This is a genomic window from Patescibacteria group bacterium, assembly GCA_024654625.1.
GTDB lineage: Bacteria > Patescibacteriota > Minisyncoccia.
Map to the genome: position 1 here is coordinate 12,499 of JANLHB010000021.1, position 21,509 is coordinate 34,007.

Below are 21,509 nucleotides of genomic sequence, written 5' to 3' on the forward strand. Positions count from 1 at the left end.
AAACAATCTATTATAAATAACGAAAATATATGAAATTAAAAATAGCATACATAGGACTGGGGAAAATGGGTCTCAATATGGTGGAACGCCTGATTAAGAAAGGTTATGAGATCTCAGCCTTTGATATAAATGAGGAAGCTAGAAGAAAAGCCGACGAAGCCGGAGCGTTAACATTTGACTCTATTGAAAAGCTTGTCAGGCGGGAAGAAAGCCCGAGGTTGATTTGGATAATGGTCCCTTATAAATTTGTCGATGATGTGCTTGAGAAAGTTAAACCAATACTTCAAAAAGGCGATACTGTTATAGACGGAGGCAATTCTCCTTACAAAGAATCCATAAGGCGAGCTAAAAAGCTTAAAGAAATGGGCATAAACTTCCTGGATGTCGGCGTATCAGGCGGTCCGAGCGGGGCCAGAAACGGCGCATCACTCATGATTGGTGGAGAAAAAAAAGATTATGAAAAATATGAGGAACTGTTTAAAGACTTATCAGCACCGGAAGGTTATGGCTATATGGGCGACCATGGCGCCGGTCATTTTGTGAAGATGGTACACAATGGAATAGAATACGGCATGATGCAGGCGATCGCCGAGGGTTTTGCAATAATGAAAAAATCACCACTCAACTTAAACCTTACAAAGATAGCCGAAGTGTATAACAACGGCACTGTTATAGAATCGCGCCTTATAAGTTGGCTTGGCAAGGCTTTCAAGGAAGAAGGAGAAGGCCTTAAAGAAATCTCTGGAAAGATCTCTCACAGCGGAGAAGGCCTTTGGACAGTAGAAGCGTCTAAAGAACTTGAAGTGCCTGCGCCTGTTATTGAAGATTCTTTAAACTTTCGAATTAACTCTCAAGAGAATCCTAGCTACACCGGACAGATTGTCTCTGCTTTAAGAAACCAATTCGGTGGCCACGAAGTGAAGGAAAAGTAGAAATTTGTGCACCTTCCGGAATTTGTGCACCTTCCGGTGGTGCACATTACCGCGGCGGATTGACAAACTAATGTTATTGATATATTATTCTAGGACAAGCTAAAGTCTCACTAATAACAGTAGCGAGCCGAAAAATTGGCCCGCTACTTTTAGATTATAAGATAAGGCTATGGCTTATATAAAATATGTATAAACAAAATTTCAAAAGAGATTTAAAAAGAAGACCGTTTCATAAAGGACTGCCATCTCGTAATGGCCGTCGTTTTCATGCCGGACACAGGATAAAAAGCAAAGGCATTGATATTTCTAAATTTGTTAATAAGGCAGTAGAAGCTGAAGCATCAGCGCCTTTTACCCCCGAGCACCTATTTAAAGATTTTAATATTAAAGAAGATATTAAGAAAAATATCCTTGCGAAAGGATATGAATCTCCTACTCCTATCCAAGACAAGATCATTCCTCATATCCTTAATGGATCTGATGTTGTAGGTATTGCAAACACCGGCACTGGCAAGACGGGTGCGTTCCTGATCCCTCTTATAAACAAAGTGCTTATGGATCATAAAGAAAATGTGCTTATCGTCGCTCCTACTCGAGAACTCGCTATCCAGATCAACCAAGAGTTTAAAGATTTCAGCAGATATCTTAAGATATTTTCCGTATGCTGTGTCGGAGGGGCGCATATCGGCCGGCAAATCTCTGAGCTTAAAAGACCTCATCGTTTCATTATTGGCACTCCGGGAAGGATTAAGGACTTAAACAAAAGAAAATTGATCGACTTCTCAAGATTCAACACTGTTGTCCTTGACGAAGCGGACAGGATGCTTGATATGGGCTTTATAGAAGATATGCGATTTATGATGTCTCGACTGCCAAAAGAGCGTCAGACATTATTTTTCTCAGCCACACTGTCAAAAGAGATTGAGAAACTTATTGCCGAATTTCTTAATAATCCTATCACTGTTTCTGTAAAGACGCGCGACACTGCAAGCAATGTGGAACAAGACATAATAAAAATAAAACACGGTGAAGATAAGATAGAAGTGCTTTATAATCTGCTCTCTAAACCGGAATTTAATAAGGTGATTATTTTCGGCAAGACAAAACACGGAGTAGAGAAATTATATGCTACTCTCGCTAAAAAAGGACTGCGTGTTGAATCAATCCACGGAGACAAAAATCATTCCAAAAGGCAAAGAGCGCTAGGACTCTTCAAAGACAATCGCGCTAAAATCCTTGTGGCTACAGATGTTGCGGCTCGAGGTCTTGATATTGATAATGTAAGCCATGTAATAAACTTTGATATCCCGGCAACATATGAAGATTATGTTCATCGTATCGGCAGGACAGGAAGAGGCAATAAAAAAGGAAAGGCGCTTACTTTCGTCAACTAAAAAAGAAAAAAATCAGATTATATCTATGGATGAAAATACTTAGACTTTCAAGTATTTTCTTACTGCAACATAACTTGAAACAGTGCCCAGAAATATTCCTATGACAAAAAGAATGGCAAAAATCTGGAGAAAATTGTTGAGATAATATCCAAAAATATCAATACCCAAGAAGGCGCTCCTTGCAATCGGACTTACCCAGACAAGAAACGGGTAAAAAAGCGCTATGGTTATAATACTCGCAAAAGCCCCGGACATCGCCCCCTCAATAACAAATGGACCCCTTACATAACTGTTAGTCGCGCCTACAAGTCTCATAATAGAAATCTCTTCTCTTGAAAAATAAATAGAGATGCGTATTGTATTGAAAATAACAATAACGGCGATTATGATGAGGACAAGGCTCACTCCAAATCCAAGCGCTCTAAACGAGTTTATAATTTTACTCAATTTTTCTATCACAATTTTATTTTGAAAATAATTTATTTTATCTATCGTGTCGGACTTGTCTTGAGAATTTTTCAAAAAATTAGCTATCCCCTCATATTGGCTTGGATCTTTGGCTTTTATATTTATCTCTGCGCCTAACGGATTATTCTCCAATTCATCTAAAGACTGAGTAATAAGAGAATTATTTTCATGCCTTTGTTTAAATCTGCTGAGAGATTCTTCCTGAGAAACATATGTAGCTTCTTTTACCTCGCCTTCCAGCGTAAGAAGAGATTTTCTTATATTTAAAATATCGTCCTCGGGAACACCCGGTTTAAAGTAAACGGTAATATCAACCTTGTCTTCAATCTGCGCGAGCGTTGAATCAAGAGACGCTTTTGCAAAAATTATAGAACCTATGACAAAAAGTGTCGTTACCATCACAAGGACAGTCGCGGCTGAAACAACCCCCTCTCTCCAGAAGTTAACAAAACCTATTTTTATTATTCTTTTCGTATCAATAAAAAAACTCATAATATATATCTGCCCTCTTTATCATCACGCGTTATTCTTCCTCCCTCAAGTGTGATAACTCTCTTATTTAGAGAATCTATTATCCCTTTATTGTGTGTAGCAAGGACGACTGTCGTGCCAAGCTCATTTACTTTCTTAAGTATATTAATTATTTCCCAAGTATTCAACGGATCAAGGTTGCCTGTCGGCTCGTCGGCTATTATAAGATCAGGTTGATTCACAATAGCTCTGGCAATAGCCACTCTCTGTCTCTCGCCTCCGGAAAGTTCGTTCGGGAAACGCCAGCCTTTATCTTCAAGACCGACTAAATCCATAACTTGAGGAACATCATTTCTAATATCTTCATCTTTCTTGCCGGCGGCCTCCATGGCAAAAGCGATATTCTCAAAAACAGTCTTATTAGGTAAAAGACGAAAATCTTGAAAAACTACTCCTATTTTACGGCGAACTTCAGTCAACATTACTTTTGGGACAGAATGTACATTTATAGATTCAAAGAAAACCTTGCCGTCAGTAGGAGATTCTTCAGCTAAAAGAAGTTTCAAAAGGGTTGTCTTACCGGCCCCTGATTGACCCACTAGAGAAACAAATTCTTGCGGTTCAACCGTAAAGCTTATCTCCTCAATAGCGACAGAATTCTTAGCATATATTTTTGAAACTTTATCAAAATAAATCATGTATTATTTTTTATTATAGCATTTATTAACAGCTAATGGCTAGTGGCTAAATCTTGCTCCGCCTCTATGAATTCATCTAATCCTCCGTCTAAAACCTTTTCTACATCACGTTCCTCTACTCCCGTACGATGATCTTTTACAAGCTTATATGGGTGAAAGACATAAGACCTGATCTGGCTTCCCCATTCAGGAGAAACTTCTTTGCTTATTTTCATCAAAGCCATCTCTTTATCCTTCTCATCTTCTATCAATTTATATATCTTAGCCCTTAACATATTGAGAGCTCTTTCTTTGTTCTGCGCCTGAGAACGTTCCGTCTCACAGTGTACTGCGAGTTTCGTCGGTATATGCACGACCCTTACCGCCGTCTCTCTCTTATTAACATTTTGCCCTCCGGCGCCTGAACTTCTGGCAAATTCATATCTGATATCCTTCTCTGGAATATCCATATCGCCCTTATCAACAATAACAGGCACAACCTCAAGCAAAGCAAAAGAAGTATGCCTGAGCTTCTTAGCTGAAAATGGCGATATTCTCACAAGCCGATGAACTCCTTGTTCTTTTTTTAATTTACCATAAGCGCCACTGCCCGTAACTTCAAAAGTAATATTTTTATAACCCTGCCTGCCGGCAGGCAGGCGCCTCTCAGCACCTTCGTGCTTGTGAATTATTTTAAGCGACCAACCTTTCTTCTCAATATATTTAGAATACATATCAAAAAGGATCCTTGTCCAATCTTCCGCATCGTCTCCACCGGCGCCGGAAAATAAGGTGAGTAAAGCGCCCCCTTTATCGTATTTGCCAAGTCCGGAAAGTTTATCCTTAAGCTCGTTTAATTCTTTGATTATGTCTTGCGCTTTCGCTTTATCGTCCCAGAAATTAGGCTCCTGCATACTCCTCTCAATATTTTCTATTCTTTCTTTAATTTCGCTCATTGATCTATTTTAATAGAATAAATTTTAACTTGCAATCTTAGTCAAATTAAATATTATTAGAGGAGCTTGTCCCGCCGTGGCGGGGTGAATAGATGCCAAGATAGCTCAGTCGGCAGAGCACACCCATGGTAAGGGTGAGGTCCCGGGTTCGATTCCCGGTCTTGGCTCCAGATAGTTCAACTTGCCCCGCTTGGCGGTGGCTTTCCCCGTCAGGGCGGGGTCCGTCGTGTACTACTTAAGGAGTACAAGAAGCCCTGTACCCTTTAGCGGTACACGGGCGGCGCCATGCACCCTTTAGTGGTGCTTAGCGATTCTCCCCCTTAACTTACATACAAACATACGAATAAAATTTTAAACATTTTCCCGCTTTCTCTACCCTTACTATCCTTAATAAATGAGCCGACCGGCAGAAATACTAAGAATGGATTCATCTAGTTTAGTTTAGTTCTAACTTCTTATTACAACTGATTTTATTAAATCTTTAAAATGATACATAGCCTTGCCATCAGTCATATCTTCTACTAAAAATAATTTTACAAAAGGTTTTATCCGAAGAATATTTTTTAGAAATTCTATCTCTTCTAGACAAGGGAACGGATGCACCCATGCACTTTTTTGACACTGGTAAAACCCTAGATCAACCAACTTCTTACGCAGCGCGACCCTATCTTTTCGGCGTGACTCTGGAACATCAAAAATCACTAAGCGCCATTTTTTATCCCACACTTGTGGCTTTTTAATCTGAAATTCATCAAAGATAAACTTTTTAATTTTATCTTTACCTTTTTTGGAGAGACTATACACTAAATACCCATCTTTTTCTTTTATAAATTGTAACTCTCTCCGTTTTTTCAAAGTGTTAAAACTATTCCAGATTTTTTGATAATCTTCATAAGATTTTTTCTTTCGGCTGGTCTGCATTCTATTTAAACCACCAGCTAAACCTGGGGCTACCGCCCCTATTGTTAAAACTCCACCAACCGCAATAATAGCCAAAGTAGCATGTAATATAGTCCTAGCCTTTGGATTTTCTTTAATAATTTTTTCAACCTCTTTTCTCAAGGTCGGCTCAAGTGTGTTCTCAAATTTTATCGGTCTATGTTTTGGCATGTTTCTATTCTAACTAAATTGGCCGATCGGTTAATAAAGTGAGGATAGGATATAGGATGAAGATATGAAGATATGAAGATTAGGTATTCTTTCCATTATTATATAATAACAGAACCAAAATATTTTAAAAGAGAATAATAAATGCCCGCCGAGGCGATTTCATTATCTATTCCCTAAGCCTCAAACTCCACAAACTGGAGTCTTTTTTATTAGTGAAAAAGAGGTAACCTTCGTTTGAACTTAAGAAAAGATTAGTCGCGTCAAAGTTATCTGAGATACCGGCTATAAGCTCGGTATTACCATCGCTTAGATTGATCTTCCAGATAAGATCAGTGAAAGATACGAGCCCTTGATACCAGTCATCAGGGTAAAGAGCAGAAAGCACTATACCAGGAACACCGCAATACACATATACGCTGTCATAAGAAAAGACGCACTTCTCGGCAAGGGTTGATAGAGGAAATTCAGAAGCCTCACCAGTCTCTATATTGTAAACTCTTGTTCTGATGGTGTTCTGCCCGCTTTCATTATATAAGACGTTTTCCCCGCTACTATCCAGTATTGCGTCAAGGCCCTTTATATTACCAAGTATCTTGGTAAATTTACCTGTCTTTGCGTCAAGAGAGTAGAAGAATCCGTCTGCTGTGCCAGAAGGTTTCGTCAATAAAGTAATGATATTTTTTGACGGCCAAGAAAGATTCCATTGCCCAAACGATGATGAGAATATCTGCTTTTTATTTTTATTTTCAAAATCAGATGTAACACCTATCGTCTGTTCTCCTTGCCTATAAGTGTAGAAGATTTTATTTTCTTCAGGAGAAATTACAGCCGAAGAAATATCAGCAGGAAGGAATACTCCTTCTACAGAGGGGGTTGTGCTTGCTCTATCTTCACTACTTAAACCTGCTAAGAAATTTCTCACGGATTCTACTCCGTCATCAACAGTCAAATATCTAAAAAGAAAATTATCCCCAGTGGAAGAAAAATCAGCTTCAAAAATTTTCGGTATGGTTGTGTTTGAGGTACGGTTTCTTTCTGTGCCGTCAGGATTTATCTCATAAATATTACCGGTTGCCCTATCAACATATATAACCTTACCTCTGGCATAAGTAGCGCCTGAAACCGAAGCTAAAGAAAGTTTTATTAATACGAAATTTTTCCCACTGGTAAGACCATTTCCATCAAACGACCCTGAAGACAAGGGGTTGATATTACCACTACCACTATCAGGGAAAAAACCTTTAGGCGCGCTGTCGGAAGGAGCTTTATCTTCATTGTTTCTACCCATAAAAACAAAAGCACCGAGTCCGATGACTGCTAATACTACGACTGCAATTATTATTTTTCTATTCATTTTTTCAAATTTAATTCATGGAAATAACAATCCATAGTTATATTATAACTATCACCTGCTTTAATAGCATCAGAAGCACTCTTACACTTATCCATGTCATCATAAGGACCTATAGCTCTACTGCCATTAGAACTTTGATAAGAAAAATAATAACCACTGGCAGGAGGAATAATAGGTGCTGATATATCCACAGGATCTTCCTTCTTTGTAATCGGATCAATACCTAAACTCATATTAACCAAATTCGGATTTATGGTATATAAGATCAAGTAAGCTGACACGGCAAGGAGCAACCCATAGATAGCGCTTTCAATCCTTTTCTTCCCGGCTGTTTTAAGCCCCTCGCTTCCCCCGCCGGCAAGTTGTAAACCGCCGATCACTATCATAACTACAGCAAGCACGGCCGTCACAGTAAGGGCGAAAGGGAAAAGCCAGCTAAGATAACTAGACAAAGTAACATCTGTCTCATTAAGGCCAGGCAACGGCTCAAGCAGTTCATAGGCAAAGGCTGACACGGGCGACATTAAGATCACGCCAAGCGCTATGACTGCTAATCCTTTGATTTTTAATATTTTTTTCATCATTTCTTAATTATTACCGAAAATAATCTTTAAAGCGGTGTTTGCAAATTGCAAAACATTAAAATTATTTTTAACATTTAACGCTATAGACGACTCACCCCTCTCACCTTCCGGCACCTTCAACTTCAATATATTAGGCGCTTCATCAGGCAAGATGCTATTCCTATTCATCTTCCAGTCAAAAGAAATGTTATTCCTAGAAAAGAAGAATGGCTCTGCTCGCAGACTTATCTCACTATCAACTTCAACTGACCCTTTTAAAGCCTCTTCATATCTTGGACCTTCAAGAGGGTGGTCTTTATATAAAAGGATTCTGGGTTTCATGCTTCCCAAAGGCAATATTATCCCTTTCTCAAAGACGATATCATTTGTCCTGCTTGATACCTTAAGACTGATAGTATAATCATCTTGATCTTTTGTCTGAAAGATAAAATAATCCTTACCGGCACCAGAAGCGCTCTTATCTTTCTTAAAGTTTAAAGACCATTCATATATAAGGTCGGAAGATTTGAGCATTGAACCATTTTTAAACAGATAAGGAATCGCCGTCACCTTTACTTGCGATTGCAATGAGGGTAGTGACCTCCCCTTATAAGAAAAAGGGGTTGTGGTAATAGCCTCCCAAAGAAGGTCTAAGTCGTTACCCACAAGGACAACTGAATCCGAACCAAAGTCCCCTTCAACGGTTGTTACCGAAGCGGAAACAGTACTCTTTTTCCCGAAAGCTGGAGCACTAAAATTAATCACATCTTTACCTATCCCCTTAGATAAAACCTTACCGTCAACACTCCATGTTATGGAAGCGCGGTCAACGTCAAAGTGAAGACTCTTCAATTTAGCCGTTACCGTGCTCCCTGGAGTCGGGTTCTGCGGTATAAGGGTGACAGAAAAATCAGCCCCTGCTGACTCTGAAGTATTAGGCAAACCTAAAAAGACTATAAAGATCAGTGTGATTAAAAATTTGAATATAAAATCTCTCATAAAATTTTTTCTATTTTCTTTACCGCTCGCTCTTTTGCTATTATAGCAATAATTCCGCCAGTGAACACTGGTAGAGCGCTTAAAAATGGTATAGGCAATATTTCAATTATAAAACTTCCTCCGGATATCCATTTACTGGCGCCACTAACACCCTTTAAAGTAAGCCAGAGCCAGAAAGTCAGACCTGCGAAAATACTTATAAACTTGTTCAGAATAAAACCGATTATAGGTATAAACTCAAAAACAAATTGAATCGCATCAAAAAATATAGCTACTGCAAGCATTAAAGAGGCCGTTGTTTTATCTATCTTATTTTGATATTTTTCTTCATCCATAAGGTCAAGCTTAATTTTGATTAAAGTCTTCCTTAGCTTTCTTTATCGCCATTAGCTGTGCCGGGTCTGAAGTGATAATCTGATCTTCCGTATAAGAAGCCAATACTTTTATCGCCACATGCTTCATACCGGCAAAAAATATCCCCTCCCCGACATCTGACTCAAGCAATAGAAATTTCTCTTCATCTGTAAGGTTGAAAGTCTTCTGGACGATATCTATAGAGGCCGGAGACTGCTTCAAGAGGAGCTGTATAGAAGAGTTAGTGATGATAGGCAACCCGTAAGGAGACTTGAGAAAATCGTTTACATCTTGGGTGATAGTGGCAAGTCCAAGATAATATTTCCTGCACCTCTTAGCGATACCGAAAAGGAAAGAAGCCGTATCTTCATGCTTCATCATCCACCACGCCTCGTCTATTACAAGGAGTCTTTTCTTAATATTCTTTCTAATGGCATTCCAAATAAAGTGAGTTATCAAATACATAGCAACCGGCCTTAATTCATCTTCCATATCTCTTATAGAAAAAACTACGAAATTCCTATTTATATCCACATTAGTCGGCTGATTTATAAAGCCCGACCATGTCCCCTTAGTATATTTACTCAAACGTTCCGCTAAAGATTCTGCGCCCTCCATACTCGCAAGCACCATTTCAAGCTCTGAGAGGATTGGTGGCACCGCTTTAGAAAAATCTGACTCTGGCGTAATATCTCGCGAAGCATAAGTCTCTGTAATGGCTCTGTCTAAGATAGCATCCTCCTCCGGAGTAAGCCCTCCGAGCATTATCCTGAAGAGCCCTACCAAGCTGATGATGTTTGAGCGCAAGACATCTTCCGGAGATTCTCCTTCTGCCGGCACCGGAAGGTCAAATGGGTTGATATGATGCTTTGAAGAAAGAGAGATATTGAAATATCTTCCGTCAACAGCCTCGGCTAAATATTCATATTCTCTTTCCGGGTCAATAACAATAACCTCTGTGCCAAACATTAAGCTCCTCAAAACTTCAAGTTTTGTAGTATAAGACTTACCGGAACCGGCCTTGGCAAAAACTACGGAATTATAATTCTCCAGTGAAAATCTATCAAAAAGGACTAATGAACTGTTATGCCTGTTTATACCGTATAAAATTCCCTTATCTGAAGTAAGGTCAAAAGAAACAAAAGGAAAAATACTTGAAAGCGGGGATGAATTTAACCTTGAAGAAACTTCAAGCTTGTCTGTGCCTAAAGGAAGCACGCTCTCAAGACCCTCCTTTTGCTGGAATAATGCCGGCTTCACATATACCAACTTTGATTCAAGGATAGTGCGCACCTCTGACTCAATTTTATTTAATTCGTCTAGATCATCGGCAAAGACAGTAAGATATAAACCGATATTAAAAAGTTTTTCTGTCGCTTGCTGGAGCTGGTCGCGCAAATTCTCAAGATCTTGATAAGCGGTATCAAGGACGGGGTCTCGGACTAGCCCTTTCTCTTCTCTTATATGTATCTGAGACTGCACTTCGGCAACCTTCTTCTGAAGCTGTCTTAAAACGACTGACGTTTCTACTGGATGGATAAATATTGAAATATTAAAAACTTTATCCAAGTTAATAATCGGCGAGAACCAATTTGAAGCAAGAAAACGCGGATAAGAAACCACAAAAAAAGTCCTTGCGACTTTCTCCCCTATCCTTACATTGCTTGAATTTATCTCTAAGGCTGACGGAGCGATAATGTCTTGCAGCTCCATTACGCCCGTCTCATAAACCTGCTCAGGGAAAACAGGCATTATCTCCGTATCCTTATTTTTCTTATCTGTGTTAAATAAATTAATCATAATAAATCAAAAATTGAAATCTCAATTCGCCAGCTGGCGAAGCACAATTACAAATTAAAGTCATAAAATTTTTTAATCTCAAAATCATTTTTAAATTTTGTCCCGATGGCTTTGCCATCGGGGATCCTCGATAAAATCGGGACATTGTCATTTTTCATTTTGATATTTTCAGTTTACATTTTGTTTGGTTACACTCTTATCAAGCTCGCCCGGGTTAAATAATTTAAAATATAGTTCTATAAGTTCTTCGGTGTTGAGCGGGACAGACCTTATCCCCATACTGGAAAGTCCTCCTGAGACGACGTCTGCTCTCTGCTGAAGCTGAACTTTATTTTCAATAAATAATTCGTCTTCCGACTTTATCTTTTTAACATCTTTCTTCTTGCCGAAAATACCCATAACGCTATCTAAGACTCCGCTAGCTGAAGCAAATCCTGACGGAGAATAAGGCACTACCAAGTAGAAAGACTTAGAAACAATATCTGTAGTAGAGACAAAATTCTTGATAAACTCGGAATACTCTCTTGTCTGGACTTTCAAGAGTTCATTAGGCTGTTCCTTCTCAATATCTGACAGCATATTAAGATACGGCCCGATATCAAGCTTGCTTGATTCAATAAAAATCTGCACCGGAAAATCAAGAGAGTTTAAGAAGTTCTGATACTGCATAATGATAGCCGTCTGCTCGTCCTCAGATCTTAAAGCGAAATTTAAACTGGAAGCCATCACCACCATACGCATGGAATTATCACGGAGGATAACCACTCCGTCTCTGACTTCCTTTATGGGAACAAATTGTTGTGTAGGTTTAGAGTTAATCATTTTTATTTTTTAATGTCCAAGCTCCAGGCCAGATCTTTCAGTTTGCTATTCGTTAACTTTGGCGCATATACACCCGCGCCAGACGATTTATTTATTGAACCTGTAGTCTTAACTGTAACATTTTTAGGTTTGTCTTTCTTCCATAGATAAAGCCTTGAAGAAGAATTATAATTAATGGCGTTTTCAACCACTTTTATAAACGGCTGATTATTAATCTTATAAAAAGCAAGCGCTAATACAAAGACTACAACAGGAGTCGCAAATATAATTGTAAGCCAAAACGGAAAAATAACATAAAATAGAAAACTTATACCGCCACCGCCGGCAAGATAAATAAACTGCTTCAAAGTAAGCGGTCCGAAGATCTTATCTTCTACTTCTGTGAATTGTGGGACTTGGAATCTCATAGTAAAAATTTAAAATTTAAAAATCAAAATGGAAAATGACAATGTAAAATTTAAAAATAATTTTGATTTTTGATTTTTGCAATTTACATTTATTTCACTGGCTCTCTATATGGATCGCCTTCAGGATATTTGTCTCCACCTGGGCCCAACGGCTTATCGCCATCATGCTCTGAAACCTCCGGCGGTCTTCTTGATATCTGCGGTTTTGGCGGGAAAGGAACTCCGCCGCTTTTTACATATTCTTTAGGTAAATCTTCTTTCGCTACAACTATTGATTCCTCTTTTTCTTCCATAACAACAGGCAGTGTGGATGGCATAGAAGGAATAGGTATCTCTTTTCCCTCTCCTTCAACAGAAACAGTTTCTTGCTTTAGTGTTTGAGCATTACTAGTGCTTTCATTTACTTTAGCGTCACTAAAGACTTGTGGCATAGGAATAGATTCAGGTGACTCTATCTCTTTCAATATATCTTCCTTGCTTAATGTTTTAGCAGGTTCTGGCTCTCTTACGGTTTCCTGTTTTAGCGATTCTGCAGTATCTTTCTCACTATCTTCTTCGTCTTTTATATTGTGAATCCTTTTGAGTGACTCTCTAATCTTAGAAAATATCCTATCGTTAACTTCAGCAGTGATATCATGAGCGGTCTTTTTATCCACACCCAAGCGCCGACTAATGTTTGGCATAAAATCTTTCGGCTCAGTAACGCCGATCATCAAAAGACCAATCTCATCAGCCAGTTCGCTCATCTTATCAATAGTCAAATTATTCTTCTTAGATATATCTTGGATAATTTCAGTAGAATCGACAGAAAAAATCGCTTCTCTAACATCACCGGGAAGATCTTTATACTTATCCATTAATTTACTATTATATTGATTATTACTCATATTATTATCTTAATCTTTTAACCTTCATACTCTTCTTTATTTTTATCTATTTTATCTCCTATTGTTTGTGATTTATCCTCAAGCTCTTCTTTAGCACCATACTCTTTCATTATGGATTTGGCAGCCGGACCACTTGTAAGCCAAGCGGCAATTGATTTATTATTTATTCCTTTCTTATCACTAAGTTTCTCGATAATCTCATTGATATCTTTTGTATCACTAAGCCCGGCAATTTGTTCAAAGAAAGCATCTGCGACATCTCCACCCATATCAGCCAATTTCTTAACATCCGCAGCGCTAAAATTCTTTATCATCAAGTCTATGTTCTCCTTGTTACCAAAAATTTTATCCCTAACTTTCTTATTAATATTTTCAAGATGTGCCATTGATAAATTCTCCAGAGCGACTACCTTCATCTTTTCATCTGTGAAAATCTTCTCGACGACTGAGTCATCCATCTTCTCCAAATCAGCCGGTTTAATAGCTTTTATAGACTTAACAACACCTTCATCAACCTCCTTGTATTTTTCATCCATATTGCCAGTTGTAGCCAGATCAGGTCTTACTTTATTAACCTCTTTAGTAGACATACCATACTTATTCATAATCTTCTTGCCTTGCTCAATTCTTTCTTGAGTGAAGTTTGTATCCTTTTTATCTCCTTTTTCATCTTTATCTTCAACTTTAAGATTTCCTCGTTTAGCAAGTTCATTTAAAACAGCTGTCCTGTTAAATGGCATCAATCGAGGAGTCATTTCTTTTAATTCCTTGTCAGTAAATTTCTCATATTTCTTTTGTATCTCTTGAATCTTTGCTCTATTAGCGGCAACTATACTTGCCGAGCCATAAGCAACACCTGGTATTTTATTTAAAGTTTGACTAATTTTTCCTTTACCAGTTGCAATATTTTCTGCGATACCACCTGTAGCGCGTCTTGCAGAACTTAAAGCAATCTTTCCAGCTTTACCTTGTCCCCATTTGCGAGCAGTGGTGCCCCATTTCATCATAGTGCTTGAGCCGACGGCGCCCATCTTGCTTGCCACAATGAGTGATCCGATCATCAAACCGATAAGAATTATAAAATAAACCAATGTATTTATAGACCCCTTAAACATAAAGTCCATAACACCAGCGCCTTCTTTCATGCCAATCGCTGTCGCCAGATTGTTTTCACTTATCATCTTGACCACTATATATATCATAAACATATAAGCCGGAGCAAAAAACGATTGAGAGAAAAGAGTTGACCACCATTTTTTTGAATGAGAGCTTGTGGCAGGCAAAATCATACCCGCAAAAGCAAGTGGCGCCAGTATTATTAAAAATAAAAGAGTAATAGTCCTGATTGAGAAAAGTATTCCGGCGGCAAACAAGACAAAAGAAGTAACTAACATAAGAAGCGTTCCTCCAAGCGCGCCTATTATTACTCCACCCATGGACATTTGCTCGCCTCCGGGGACACCCAAAGCGGTGGGGTCTGCGGCTATATCAGGCTTGTCATAAGATTTATATACTGTTTGAAGCTTAAGCCCCTGCATCAAAACAGAAGAAATACCCGCTTCCGCAGTAATCTTGCTGTAAAATTCAACAGCGACAACATTAGAAGCATCTATAACCACCTTTGTAACGACACCGCTAAAATTAACAAGAAGAGCTATGATTATAACTTTCACTAAAAGATCCTTTATACCATAGCCTGCAATCTGTAAAATTGTAGCTATAGCTATATAAAGAAGAATGAAAATGAAAAATATATTAATGGTATCACGAGCTATAGTCCACCCTGTCGTTATGCCTGCCATATTCGCATAACTGTGAAAATCAATGATTGATATCTTCAAAGTTAAATCAAAAAATAATCCGGCAACCCATACAACCAAGCTTGCCATCCACATAATTATATTTGCTATATTAACAAGCAACTCCATGAGTTTACCGCCAATCCACTCACCAGGCGATGTTATTGGATTAGCAGCTTCAGCATTATACGCTCCTAAAGGAGAAAAAAATACAACAGCAAAAAACACTAAAACTAAAGCCAGTGGCAAAAATTTTCTGATTTTTACTTTAATTGACATTTATCGTAACACTCGTCTTAGCTTGTAAACCTTCATTATCAGTAACTCTTAAACTAATAGTCTTCTGACCGGAGGAATAGCTGACACTTACCGTCCCCGGTGTCGCACCAGAAGAAGCGCTCATACCCCTAAAACCATTTCCTATTCCTGTCTCTGATCCATCTATGACAATAGACAAACCGGTGCTGCAATTTATGCCCATTCGGCAACCTTGTTCGTCAAATATACCGTCTCTGTTGTAATCAACAGTCTTCCAGTCATACACGCCGTCGTTATCAAAATCCCATTCATACATAGCAATCTGAGGAGTGCGGTCTATGTCTGCCGAAGAAGAAGGGTCTAGCGTAAACTGACTGTTGATCGAAGCTGAAGCCGGGGCGTTTATAGCCGGAGTCGGAGTGACTAAATCTACGATATAAGGCAATTCATTGTTTGGAAACAACGGCTGAGTAGAGAGAGTATGGGTCGCTTCCCTATTGCCGCCCTGATCAACCGCAAACCATCTAATAGTAGTAGATTCATTTGTATTAAGATCAATCTGTTTTATAAATTTCTGCGAGAAAGTATCCGGTTCAGTGCCGTCTATCGTATAGTAAATTATCGCCGGCTCATTAGAAAGAAGTGTTACACTTGTAGGATTGACTGCCACCTCAACAGTAGATGGAACGTATCTGCCGGGGACACTGAAGGGAGACGAGACTTCAAGCGTCCTTATATTTTCTTCATTGAAAGCCTTATCAATAGCAAACCATTTAAGCGGACTTAGAGGCGCGTTTAAGTTAGTTGAGCTTACAATACTGATAGGACTGCTGTATTTCGTAGAAAATGTCGTCGGATCAGAACCGTCAAGAGTATAGTAGATACCCGTGAGCGCTTCATTGGCCTTTAGACTGATATGCCATGGATCAAAAACTGAAGCAGTGGACACAGGAGGAGTAATGTCCATATAACTATTAACGTCAGGTTGACCAGGACCGCCTGAAACTTTATCCCCGGACTTTAAAGCCATAACTCCTTCTTTGGTTAGTCTATTTATAGCTGCATCCGTTACTGCCACGACAATATTCTGCCACTCATCACTACTGATAAGCCAATCAATGTCCTTGAAAGCGCCGTAATTCATTGCATCTGAAACCATCTTACCAGGAGTGCGCACTTCCACCTTAGAGCAGGATGCGTACGATGGGACATCTTCCATTTTCCAGTTACCCGGAGACTTAACGCCATTAACAGTTATTTCCTTACATACTTTATCACTTAAAAATCCATAACCTGTTTTTACCTCAGTCTCCAGTGCTAATTTTGCTTTAGCTTCAGCCTCAAGCTTTTCATTCAAAGTCATCGTATAAAGACCATAAGGATTATTTTGGGATTCCGAGACACTGAGCCAACCCTTCCATCCTCCATTATTGAAATTATCCATAAAATCGTTAAAATTCACTCCTATATCGCTTAAGGTGCATCTTGCTTTAGTGCTAAACTTTTTAGGCTTCTGAAGCCCTATCCTTATCCTAATAGCCCAGTCCGGCTGACAAAGACCCCTCATAAACTCTTCGTTTGTCATTTCTTCTAATATCTGCCCGCCGGCTTCATCTGCTACCTCAGCTAAAAATCCATTAAAATCTGTCACAAACTTAGGATTTCCTCCTCCTTGCACCCATTTTACAAGCTCGTCCGTCATATAATCAATCATCTTTTTTCTAAAAATCGCCCAAACGGTTTTTGTAATATTATCTTTGACAATCGTTACATAATAATTAATATCTGTAGCATTACTGATAAAATCATTCCAGAGCTGTGAGCAATTACCACATACAAAAGCTTCAGCCGGACGCGGTCGAATTACATAAGCTGAAGACGATATGACAGTCAGTGCCAATAAAAAACCTGTTATATATTTTTTTATTATTAAATTTTTATCCTTGGAGAATCTCATTTGATAATATTATTTGATTAAATCACTTATTCTATTTCCAAATCCGGCAATAAAGACAGCGAACTCATTTTTAATCCTTTCATTCTCCTGTATAGCAATTATTGTCTTAAGGGGATCCCTCTTAACCTCTTTCATATTTTCACTTACACGCAAAGATGCCACCGAATACTCCACCCAGCGCTTATGATCTTCTACAAAACTTGAAGGGACTGTAATCCGCTTCATTCTTATAATCATTTTTTTATAATAATCTATGTATGGATCAACTAAAGAAATATTATTAGTCTTTGCCACCTCTATAAAAACTTCCCCTTCTGTCTTTTTAGGATACGGGATGTCATAAAAAATCTGCTCTAATTCTTTATTATACTTTTCAATCGCTGTTTTACTATTATCGCTAGATACATTAAACTCATTTTCGGACAACACGGGACTAAAGCTTGCGATAAAATCTTTCAACAACGCTTCCGTACTGCTATTTGCCTTATCCAGAATATCCTGATTATCGGCGCTTAATGGACTAATCCCATTCCCCGCTTGAAGACTTAGATTCTTTGAAAGTAAATCTGTAAGATTCACAGAAGAACTAGTGGGGTTACTAACCACCCCCACTCCACCCTGACTCAGAGAAGTGCTAATCTTCTCTTCCAGCTTATCGTCTGGTCCGGGCTTGAGTGGGTCCCGACCCTGATTTACTTCATCACCATCTAAAGCCCCATCTCCGTCAGTATCAGGATTATCAATATCTGTTTTCCAAAGAGCCTCTTCCCAGTCCTTAAGCCCGTCGTTGTCAGAATCTTTGTTTAGAGAGTCCATCGCTTGGTTCACCATGCTGATACTATCGTCTTCTTTAGGCAGGTTGTCTTTATATAAATACTTATCACCATACCCTAAAGCAAAAAACCCTATTGTTAAAACCAACAAGGCAAAAATGGCTAATATAACATTTTTTTTATTTGGTAATACACTTTTCAATCTGCTTTTATTATAACACCTTAAAGCCTAAGAATATAATAAATTACTATAGTTTTGTGGATAAAAAACACAGACTAAGATATATTACATATAATGATAAAAAACCTCATACAAAAAATCGAAAATATGCCGATGTCCTTCTGGCAAGGCATTATTACTTTATATATAATCTTCATCTTAAGGACCATTATAGAAACTTTCACTAATATTGCCCTTGATGGATCAATTGCAAGCTTATTTGCGATCTTATTTGTCCAGCCATTTTGGTTTTATTGCGCCTTCCTAACGCTTTTTATCATATTAAAACTGATAACAAAAGAAAAAATTGAAAAAATAAGCAAATTCGGAATAATAATATCACCTCTTATCTTTATACCGCCAATTATTGATTTTGCCATAAAAGGTCCGTTGTCATCTTACTATGTATTTGTCCAGGGGACTTTTACCGAACTTCTATATTTTTATACCACCTTCTTCTCAAGAACAGGCCTGATGATAAGCACTGGAATGAAAGTTGCTATTTTAGTTTTATTTATACTTTCGGGGAGTTACATCCTGTCAAAAACAATGAGCTGGAAAAAAACATTTTTGGGAATCATTCTGATCTACACTATCTTTTCATTTTATGGAGCAATACCGACTTACATCTTTGCGGGGTATAATTTAATTTTTAAAGATTACACCGAAGTCAATCGGTCAAATGAAACAGATTTTTATTTTGCTCGTGATATATTAAAGTCCAATACAAAAAATAAAACTATCATTTTAAGTGATAATTTAGAGAAAACTGAAGCAAGCCAAAGAATAAACATCCATTTCTACTTAATACTCGCTCCAATACTTTGGATAATAAACTTATTTTTATTATCCATCTGGGTTATCTTATATGACAGAGAAAAGGCCGAAGCAATTTTTAAAAATTTTAGATACTTAAGATTAATATTATACTTCTCGCTCGTCTTAATCGGCATACTTTTAGGAAACATATATAACAGGGGAAATCCTATCAATTCCCTGTTTGATATTACCGCCCTCTTTTCAATGTATCTTGCCATACTTTTTGCCGGTTTATTCTCCATATGGGAAAATGATGAAATTGATATAGAAATTGATAAAATTTCAAATAAAGAAAGACCGTTACCTAAAGAAAAATTCTCCATAAAAGAATGGCGCGATATAAAATATCTTTTTTTAATACTGTCATTATGTTTCAGTATACTATCAAGCTATTATACATTTATCTTTATACTAGCATTCATATTTATCTATCATATCTATTCTGCCCCGCCACTCAGGTTAAAAAAAATACCGATATTATCATCATTCTTAATAGGCTTGCTTACCTTGATTTCCGTATGGATCGGTTTCTTCTTCAGCTCAGGCACGGAAAAATTATTGGATTTCCCGCTGAAATACTCTTTTAGTATTTTTGGGTTTTTCTTACTGCTTGAAAATTTCAAAAATATAAAAGATATAAAAGGAGATCGTGAAGCAAAAATAAATACTCTGCCGGTATTGATTGGAGAAAATAGAGGAAAATTTATAGTAGGTTTATTGGCATGGATTTCACCTTTTTTAATTATCTTTGGATTCCTATTTAATCTATATACATTATTAACTGCTTTTATCTTTGGATTTATCATATTTTTACTCATAAACAAAAAAAACTATAAAGAAAAATATATATTCTTTGCCATATATTTATTTATAATATCTTTTGCTGTGGAATTTTATTTATTTTCTCAAAGGATCTGATCTGTCAAATGCATGCGGACTAAACATTTATACATTTCCTAATTAAAAATCCCCCGTAAGGTAAAACCTTACGGGGGATTATGACTGTTTCTTTATTACTGCTTTTTCGTCGTTACTAAAACGACATCGGGGGTTCTCTCTTTTAATGCTTTTATGAAATTCCCGATATAATCAATCTTCCCGAGCGACATCGACGGAGAGATAAATGAAACCTCTACTTCAATACTGCCGGAGGAAGAACGATTCACGAAAATATTGAAGCGATAGACCCCCATGCCGACAGCGAAAGCGGATCTTTCCGCAATGATTACCCCTCCGTTGCTATCGCTTGATATCACAGAAAAGCCGATATCATTTAACGCCTGCATTGAAGCCTGGAATACTTTGGCGCGGTCATTGTTCTCGTAGCGCAAGAAATTGCGCTCGGTCGTCGTTGTTGTCGTGACGCACCCTGTGGCCACGATTAATATTGAGAATATTAATACTGCCATTGCTGCCAATGAGACGATCCCATTTTTTGTGTTCTTCATCTTCGCTTGCCCCCCTTTATTTTAGCGGTTTGAGGTGTATGTATCTCTTAAAAAATTTTAAATCTATATTAGATACTAAAGTATATTTAGTTATTGTCAAGCCCGCGTGATATTGACTTTTTTGATAAATAGAGTATAATTTATATAGACATCTAAGACATATAAAACTGCTCTCTAACAATTATTCAAATCCTATCAATAACAGGAGGACACAATGAGAAGAACAGCGGCTGAAAAAATCAACAACAGCGTTGCTGTTGGATTAATACTCATCTTAGAGGGAGTATTAGGGATTTTTTTTATAATACTCGCCCTCTCCGGTTGCTCTGCTATAGAAGCGACTGGCGGACGAACCGAGCTCTCGGCGACTGGCGGGCCCGGATCGGTCTTAAGCACACTGGCAGACCTCCATATGAACGGATCACTCCAGACTACACCCGGAGGCTTCACCATCAGGAACGATGACCCCGGTATAGGAGCAATATCCAACGAGGATCGCGGGGTAAGCAAGGACGTAGATATCTATGTTCGCTCCATTTCCTCTTCCGGAGGAAATGGATATATCCTCTACCGCGGTCCGGCAGAAGTGCAAACCCCGGGTTGGGTAAAAATATGGAACGAAGAGACCGGCAAGTGGGACGAGATCAAAACTCCGCGGTGGATCACCGTGGACGGATTGGAGTCAATCCACTTTGAGAGCCCCTTTGTCCAGAGCGTAACTTTACGCTTAAGACTCTCTCACGGCAAGATCCAGGAGGTGAAGTTTGACACCTACGGCCGTAAAGACAGAGGGAGTGCTTATGAGAGGATTAACATTCTCTTCATAAAACTCCCAAGGGCTTCTTACCGACTTGAAGTCTTTTCCTACACAGGAAAAAGCATTTTCAAGTCAGCGAGAGGCTACCCGACAAGCCGTCATATCTATATGGACGACGACCCGGTGGATACGCGGGTCGGCAATACGTGGATCGGCTGGAAGGAGCGGTTGTAAAACACAGCAGTGTGCAATCCGCCGTGGCGGATTGCACACTGCTCTCTACG

At 38.4% G+C, this 21,509-nt stretch carries 20 protein-coding genes and 1 tRNA gene; 5 read left to right on the forward strand and 16 right to left on the reverse strand.

Annotated features, from left to right (window positions below):
- The first annotated feature begins 29 nt into the window (after positions 1-29).
- Positions 30-932 carry a decarboxylating 6-phosphogluconate dehydrogenase gene (gnd, locus tag NUV40_02315; GenBank protein MCR4342722.1) on the forward strand — a complete coding sequence of 301 codons (903 nt, stop codon included), beginning with the start codon at positions 30-32 and terminating at the stop codon, positions 930-932.
- Between the two features lie 185 nt (positions 933-1,117).
- Positions 1,118-2,326: a DEAD/DEAH box helicase gene (locus tag NUV40_02320; protein MCR4342723.1), complete on the forward strand. Its 1,209-nt coding sequence runs from the start codon at positions 1,118-1,120 to the stop codon at positions 2,324-2,326.
- Between the two features lie 39 nt (positions 2,327-2,365).
- On the opposite strand, the gene NUV40_02325 is transcribed toward NUV40_02320, so the two are convergent.
- Genes NUV40_02325 through NUV40_02335 form a run of 3 tightly spaced genes read right to left on the reverse strand, consistent with a single transcriptional unit; the run spans position 2,366 to position 4,898 of the window.
- The gene (locus NUV40_02325) at positions 2,366-3,286 is read right to left on the reverse strand and encodes an ABC transporter permease (protein ID MCR4342724.1); all 921 of its coding nucleotides are present in this window, start codon (positions 3,284-3,286) and stop codon (positions 2,366-2,368) included.
- Entirely contained in the window at positions 3,283-3,963 is a 681-nt protein-coding gene (gene ftsE / locus NUV40_02330; GenBank protein MCR4342725.1) for a cell division ATP-binding protein FtsE, read from the reverse strand. Before ftsE ends, NUV40_02325 begins: the two co-directional genes overlap by 4 nt.
- Before the next feature lie 32 nt (positions 3,964-3,995).
- On the reverse strand, positions 3,996-4,898 hold the full coding sequence (locus NUV40_02335; GenBank protein ID MCR4342726.1) for a PCRF domain-containing protein: 903 nt from the start codon (positions 4,896-4,898) through the stop codon (positions 3,996-3,998).
- Positions 4,899-4,992: 94 nt separating this feature from the next.
- Here NUV40_02335 and NUV40_02340 point away from each other — a divergent pair.
- Positions 4,993-5,068 (forward strand) — tRNA-Thr (locus NUV40_02340).
- Between the two features lie 277 nt (positions 5,069-5,345).
- On the opposite strand, the gene NUV40_02345 is transcribed toward NUV40_02340, so the two are convergent.
- The 12 genes from NUV40_02345 to NUV40_02400 all read right to left on the reverse strand — a co-directional run bounded on the left by NUV40_02345 (position 5,346) and on the right by NUV40_02400 (position 18,183).
- Positions 5,346-6,008, reverse strand: coding sequence for a hypothetical protein (locus NUV40_02345; GenBank protein ID MCR4342727.1), 663 nt, complete (start codon positions 6,006-6,008; stop codon positions 5,346-5,348).
- Between the two features lie 166 nt (positions 6,009-6,174).
- Positions 6,175-7,362 (reverse strand): hypothetical protein, encoded by a 1,188-nt coding sequence (locus NUV40_02350; GenBank protein ID MCR4342728.1) that lies wholly within the window; start codon positions 7,360-7,362, stop codon positions 6,175-6,177.
- The gene (locus NUV40_02355) at positions 7,359-7,946 is read right to left on the reverse strand and encodes a pilin (protein ID MCR4342729.1); all 588 of its coding nucleotides are present in this window, start codon (positions 7,944-7,946) and stop codon (positions 7,359-7,361) included. The genes NUV40_02350 and NUV40_02355 overlap by 4 nt, the downstream gene beginning before the upstream one ends.
- 3 nt (positions 7,947-7,949) lie before the next feature.
- Positions 7,950-8,924 (reverse strand): hypothetical protein, encoded by a 975-nt coding sequence (locus tag NUV40_02360; GenBank protein MCR4342730.1) that lies wholly within the window; start codon positions 8,922-8,924, stop codon positions 7,950-7,952.
- Positions 8,921-9,259, reverse strand: coding sequence for a hypothetical protein (locus NUV40_02365; protein MCR4342731.1), 339 nt, complete (start codon positions 9,257-9,259; stop codon positions 8,921-8,923). The genes NUV40_02360 and NUV40_02365 overlap by 4 nt, the downstream gene beginning before the upstream one ends.
- Before the next feature lie 10 nt (positions 9,260-9,269).
- On the reverse strand, positions 9,270-11,078 hold the full coding sequence (locus NUV40_02370) for a DUF87 domain-containing protein (protein MCR4342732.1): 1,809 nt from the start codon (positions 11,076-11,078) through the stop codon (positions 9,270-9,272).
- 168 nt (positions 11,079-11,246) lie between these two features.
- On the reverse strand, positions 11,247-11,900 hold the full coding sequence (locus NUV40_02375) for a hypothetical protein (GenBank protein ID MCR4342733.1): 654 nt from the start codon (positions 11,898-11,900) through the stop codon (positions 11,247-11,249).
- Between the two features lie 2 nt (positions 11,901-11,902).
- Positions 11,903-12,307 carry a PrgI family protein gene (locus tag NUV40_02380; protein ID MCR4342734.1) on the reverse strand — a complete coding sequence of 135 codons (405 nt, stop codon included), beginning with the start codon at positions 12,305-12,307 and terminating at the stop codon, positions 11,903-11,905.
- 89 nt (positions 12,308-12,396) lie between these two features.
- The gene (locus tag NUV40_02385; protein MCR4342735.1) at positions 12,397-13,194 is read right to left on the reverse strand and encodes a hypothetical protein; all 798 of its coding nucleotides are present in this window, start codon (positions 13,192-13,194) and stop codon (positions 12,397-12,399) included.
- Positions 13,195-13,211: 17 nt separating this feature from the next.
- Positions 13,212-15,272, reverse strand: a complete 2,061-nt coding sequence (locus NUV40_02390; protein MCR4342736.1) for a type IV secretion system protein — start codon at positions 15,270-15,272, stop codon at positions 13,212-13,214.
- Positions 15,262-17,208 (reverse strand): chitobiase/beta-hexosaminidase C-terminal domain-containing protein, encoded by a 1,947-nt coding sequence (locus NUV40_02395; protein MCR4342737.1) that lies wholly within the window; start codon positions 17,206-17,208, stop codon positions 15,262-15,264. Before NUV40_02395 ends, NUV40_02390 begins: the two co-directional genes overlap by 11 nt.
- Positions 17,209-17,217: 9 nt before the next feature.
- On the reverse strand, positions 17,218-18,183 hold the full coding sequence (locus NUV40_02400; protein MCR4342738.1) for a thrombospondin type 3 repeat-containing protein: 966 nt from the start codon (positions 18,181-18,183) through the stop codon (positions 17,218-17,220).
- 93 nt (positions 18,184-18,276) lie between these two features.
- Here NUV40_02400 and NUV40_02405 point away from each other — a divergent pair, with 93 nt between their 5' ends.
- The gene (locus tag NUV40_02405; GenBank protein ID MCR4342739.1) at positions 18,277-19,938 is read left to right on the forward strand and encodes a UbiA family prenyltransferase; all 1,662 of its coding nucleotides are present in this window, start codon (positions 18,277-18,279) and stop codon (positions 19,936-19,938) included.
- 95 nt (positions 19,939-20,033) lie between these two features.
- Here the strand turns inward: NUV40_02405 and NUV40_02410 are convergent, their stop codons facing one another.
- Positions 20,034-20,468: a hypothetical protein gene (locus tag NUV40_02410; protein MCR4342740.1), complete on the reverse strand. Its 435-nt coding sequence runs from the start codon at positions 20,466-20,468 to the stop codon at positions 20,034-20,036.
- Positions 20,469-20,682: 214 nt separating this feature from the next.
- Here NUV40_02410 and NUV40_02415 point away from each other — a divergent pair, with 214 nt between their 5' ends.
- Positions 20,683-21,459 carry a hypothetical protein gene (locus NUV40_02415; GenBank protein ID MCR4342741.1) on the forward strand — a complete coding sequence of 259 codons (777 nt, stop codon included), beginning with the start codon at positions 20,683-20,685 and terminating at the stop codon, positions 21,457-21,459.
- Positions 21,460-21,509 lie beyond the last annotated feature (50 nt).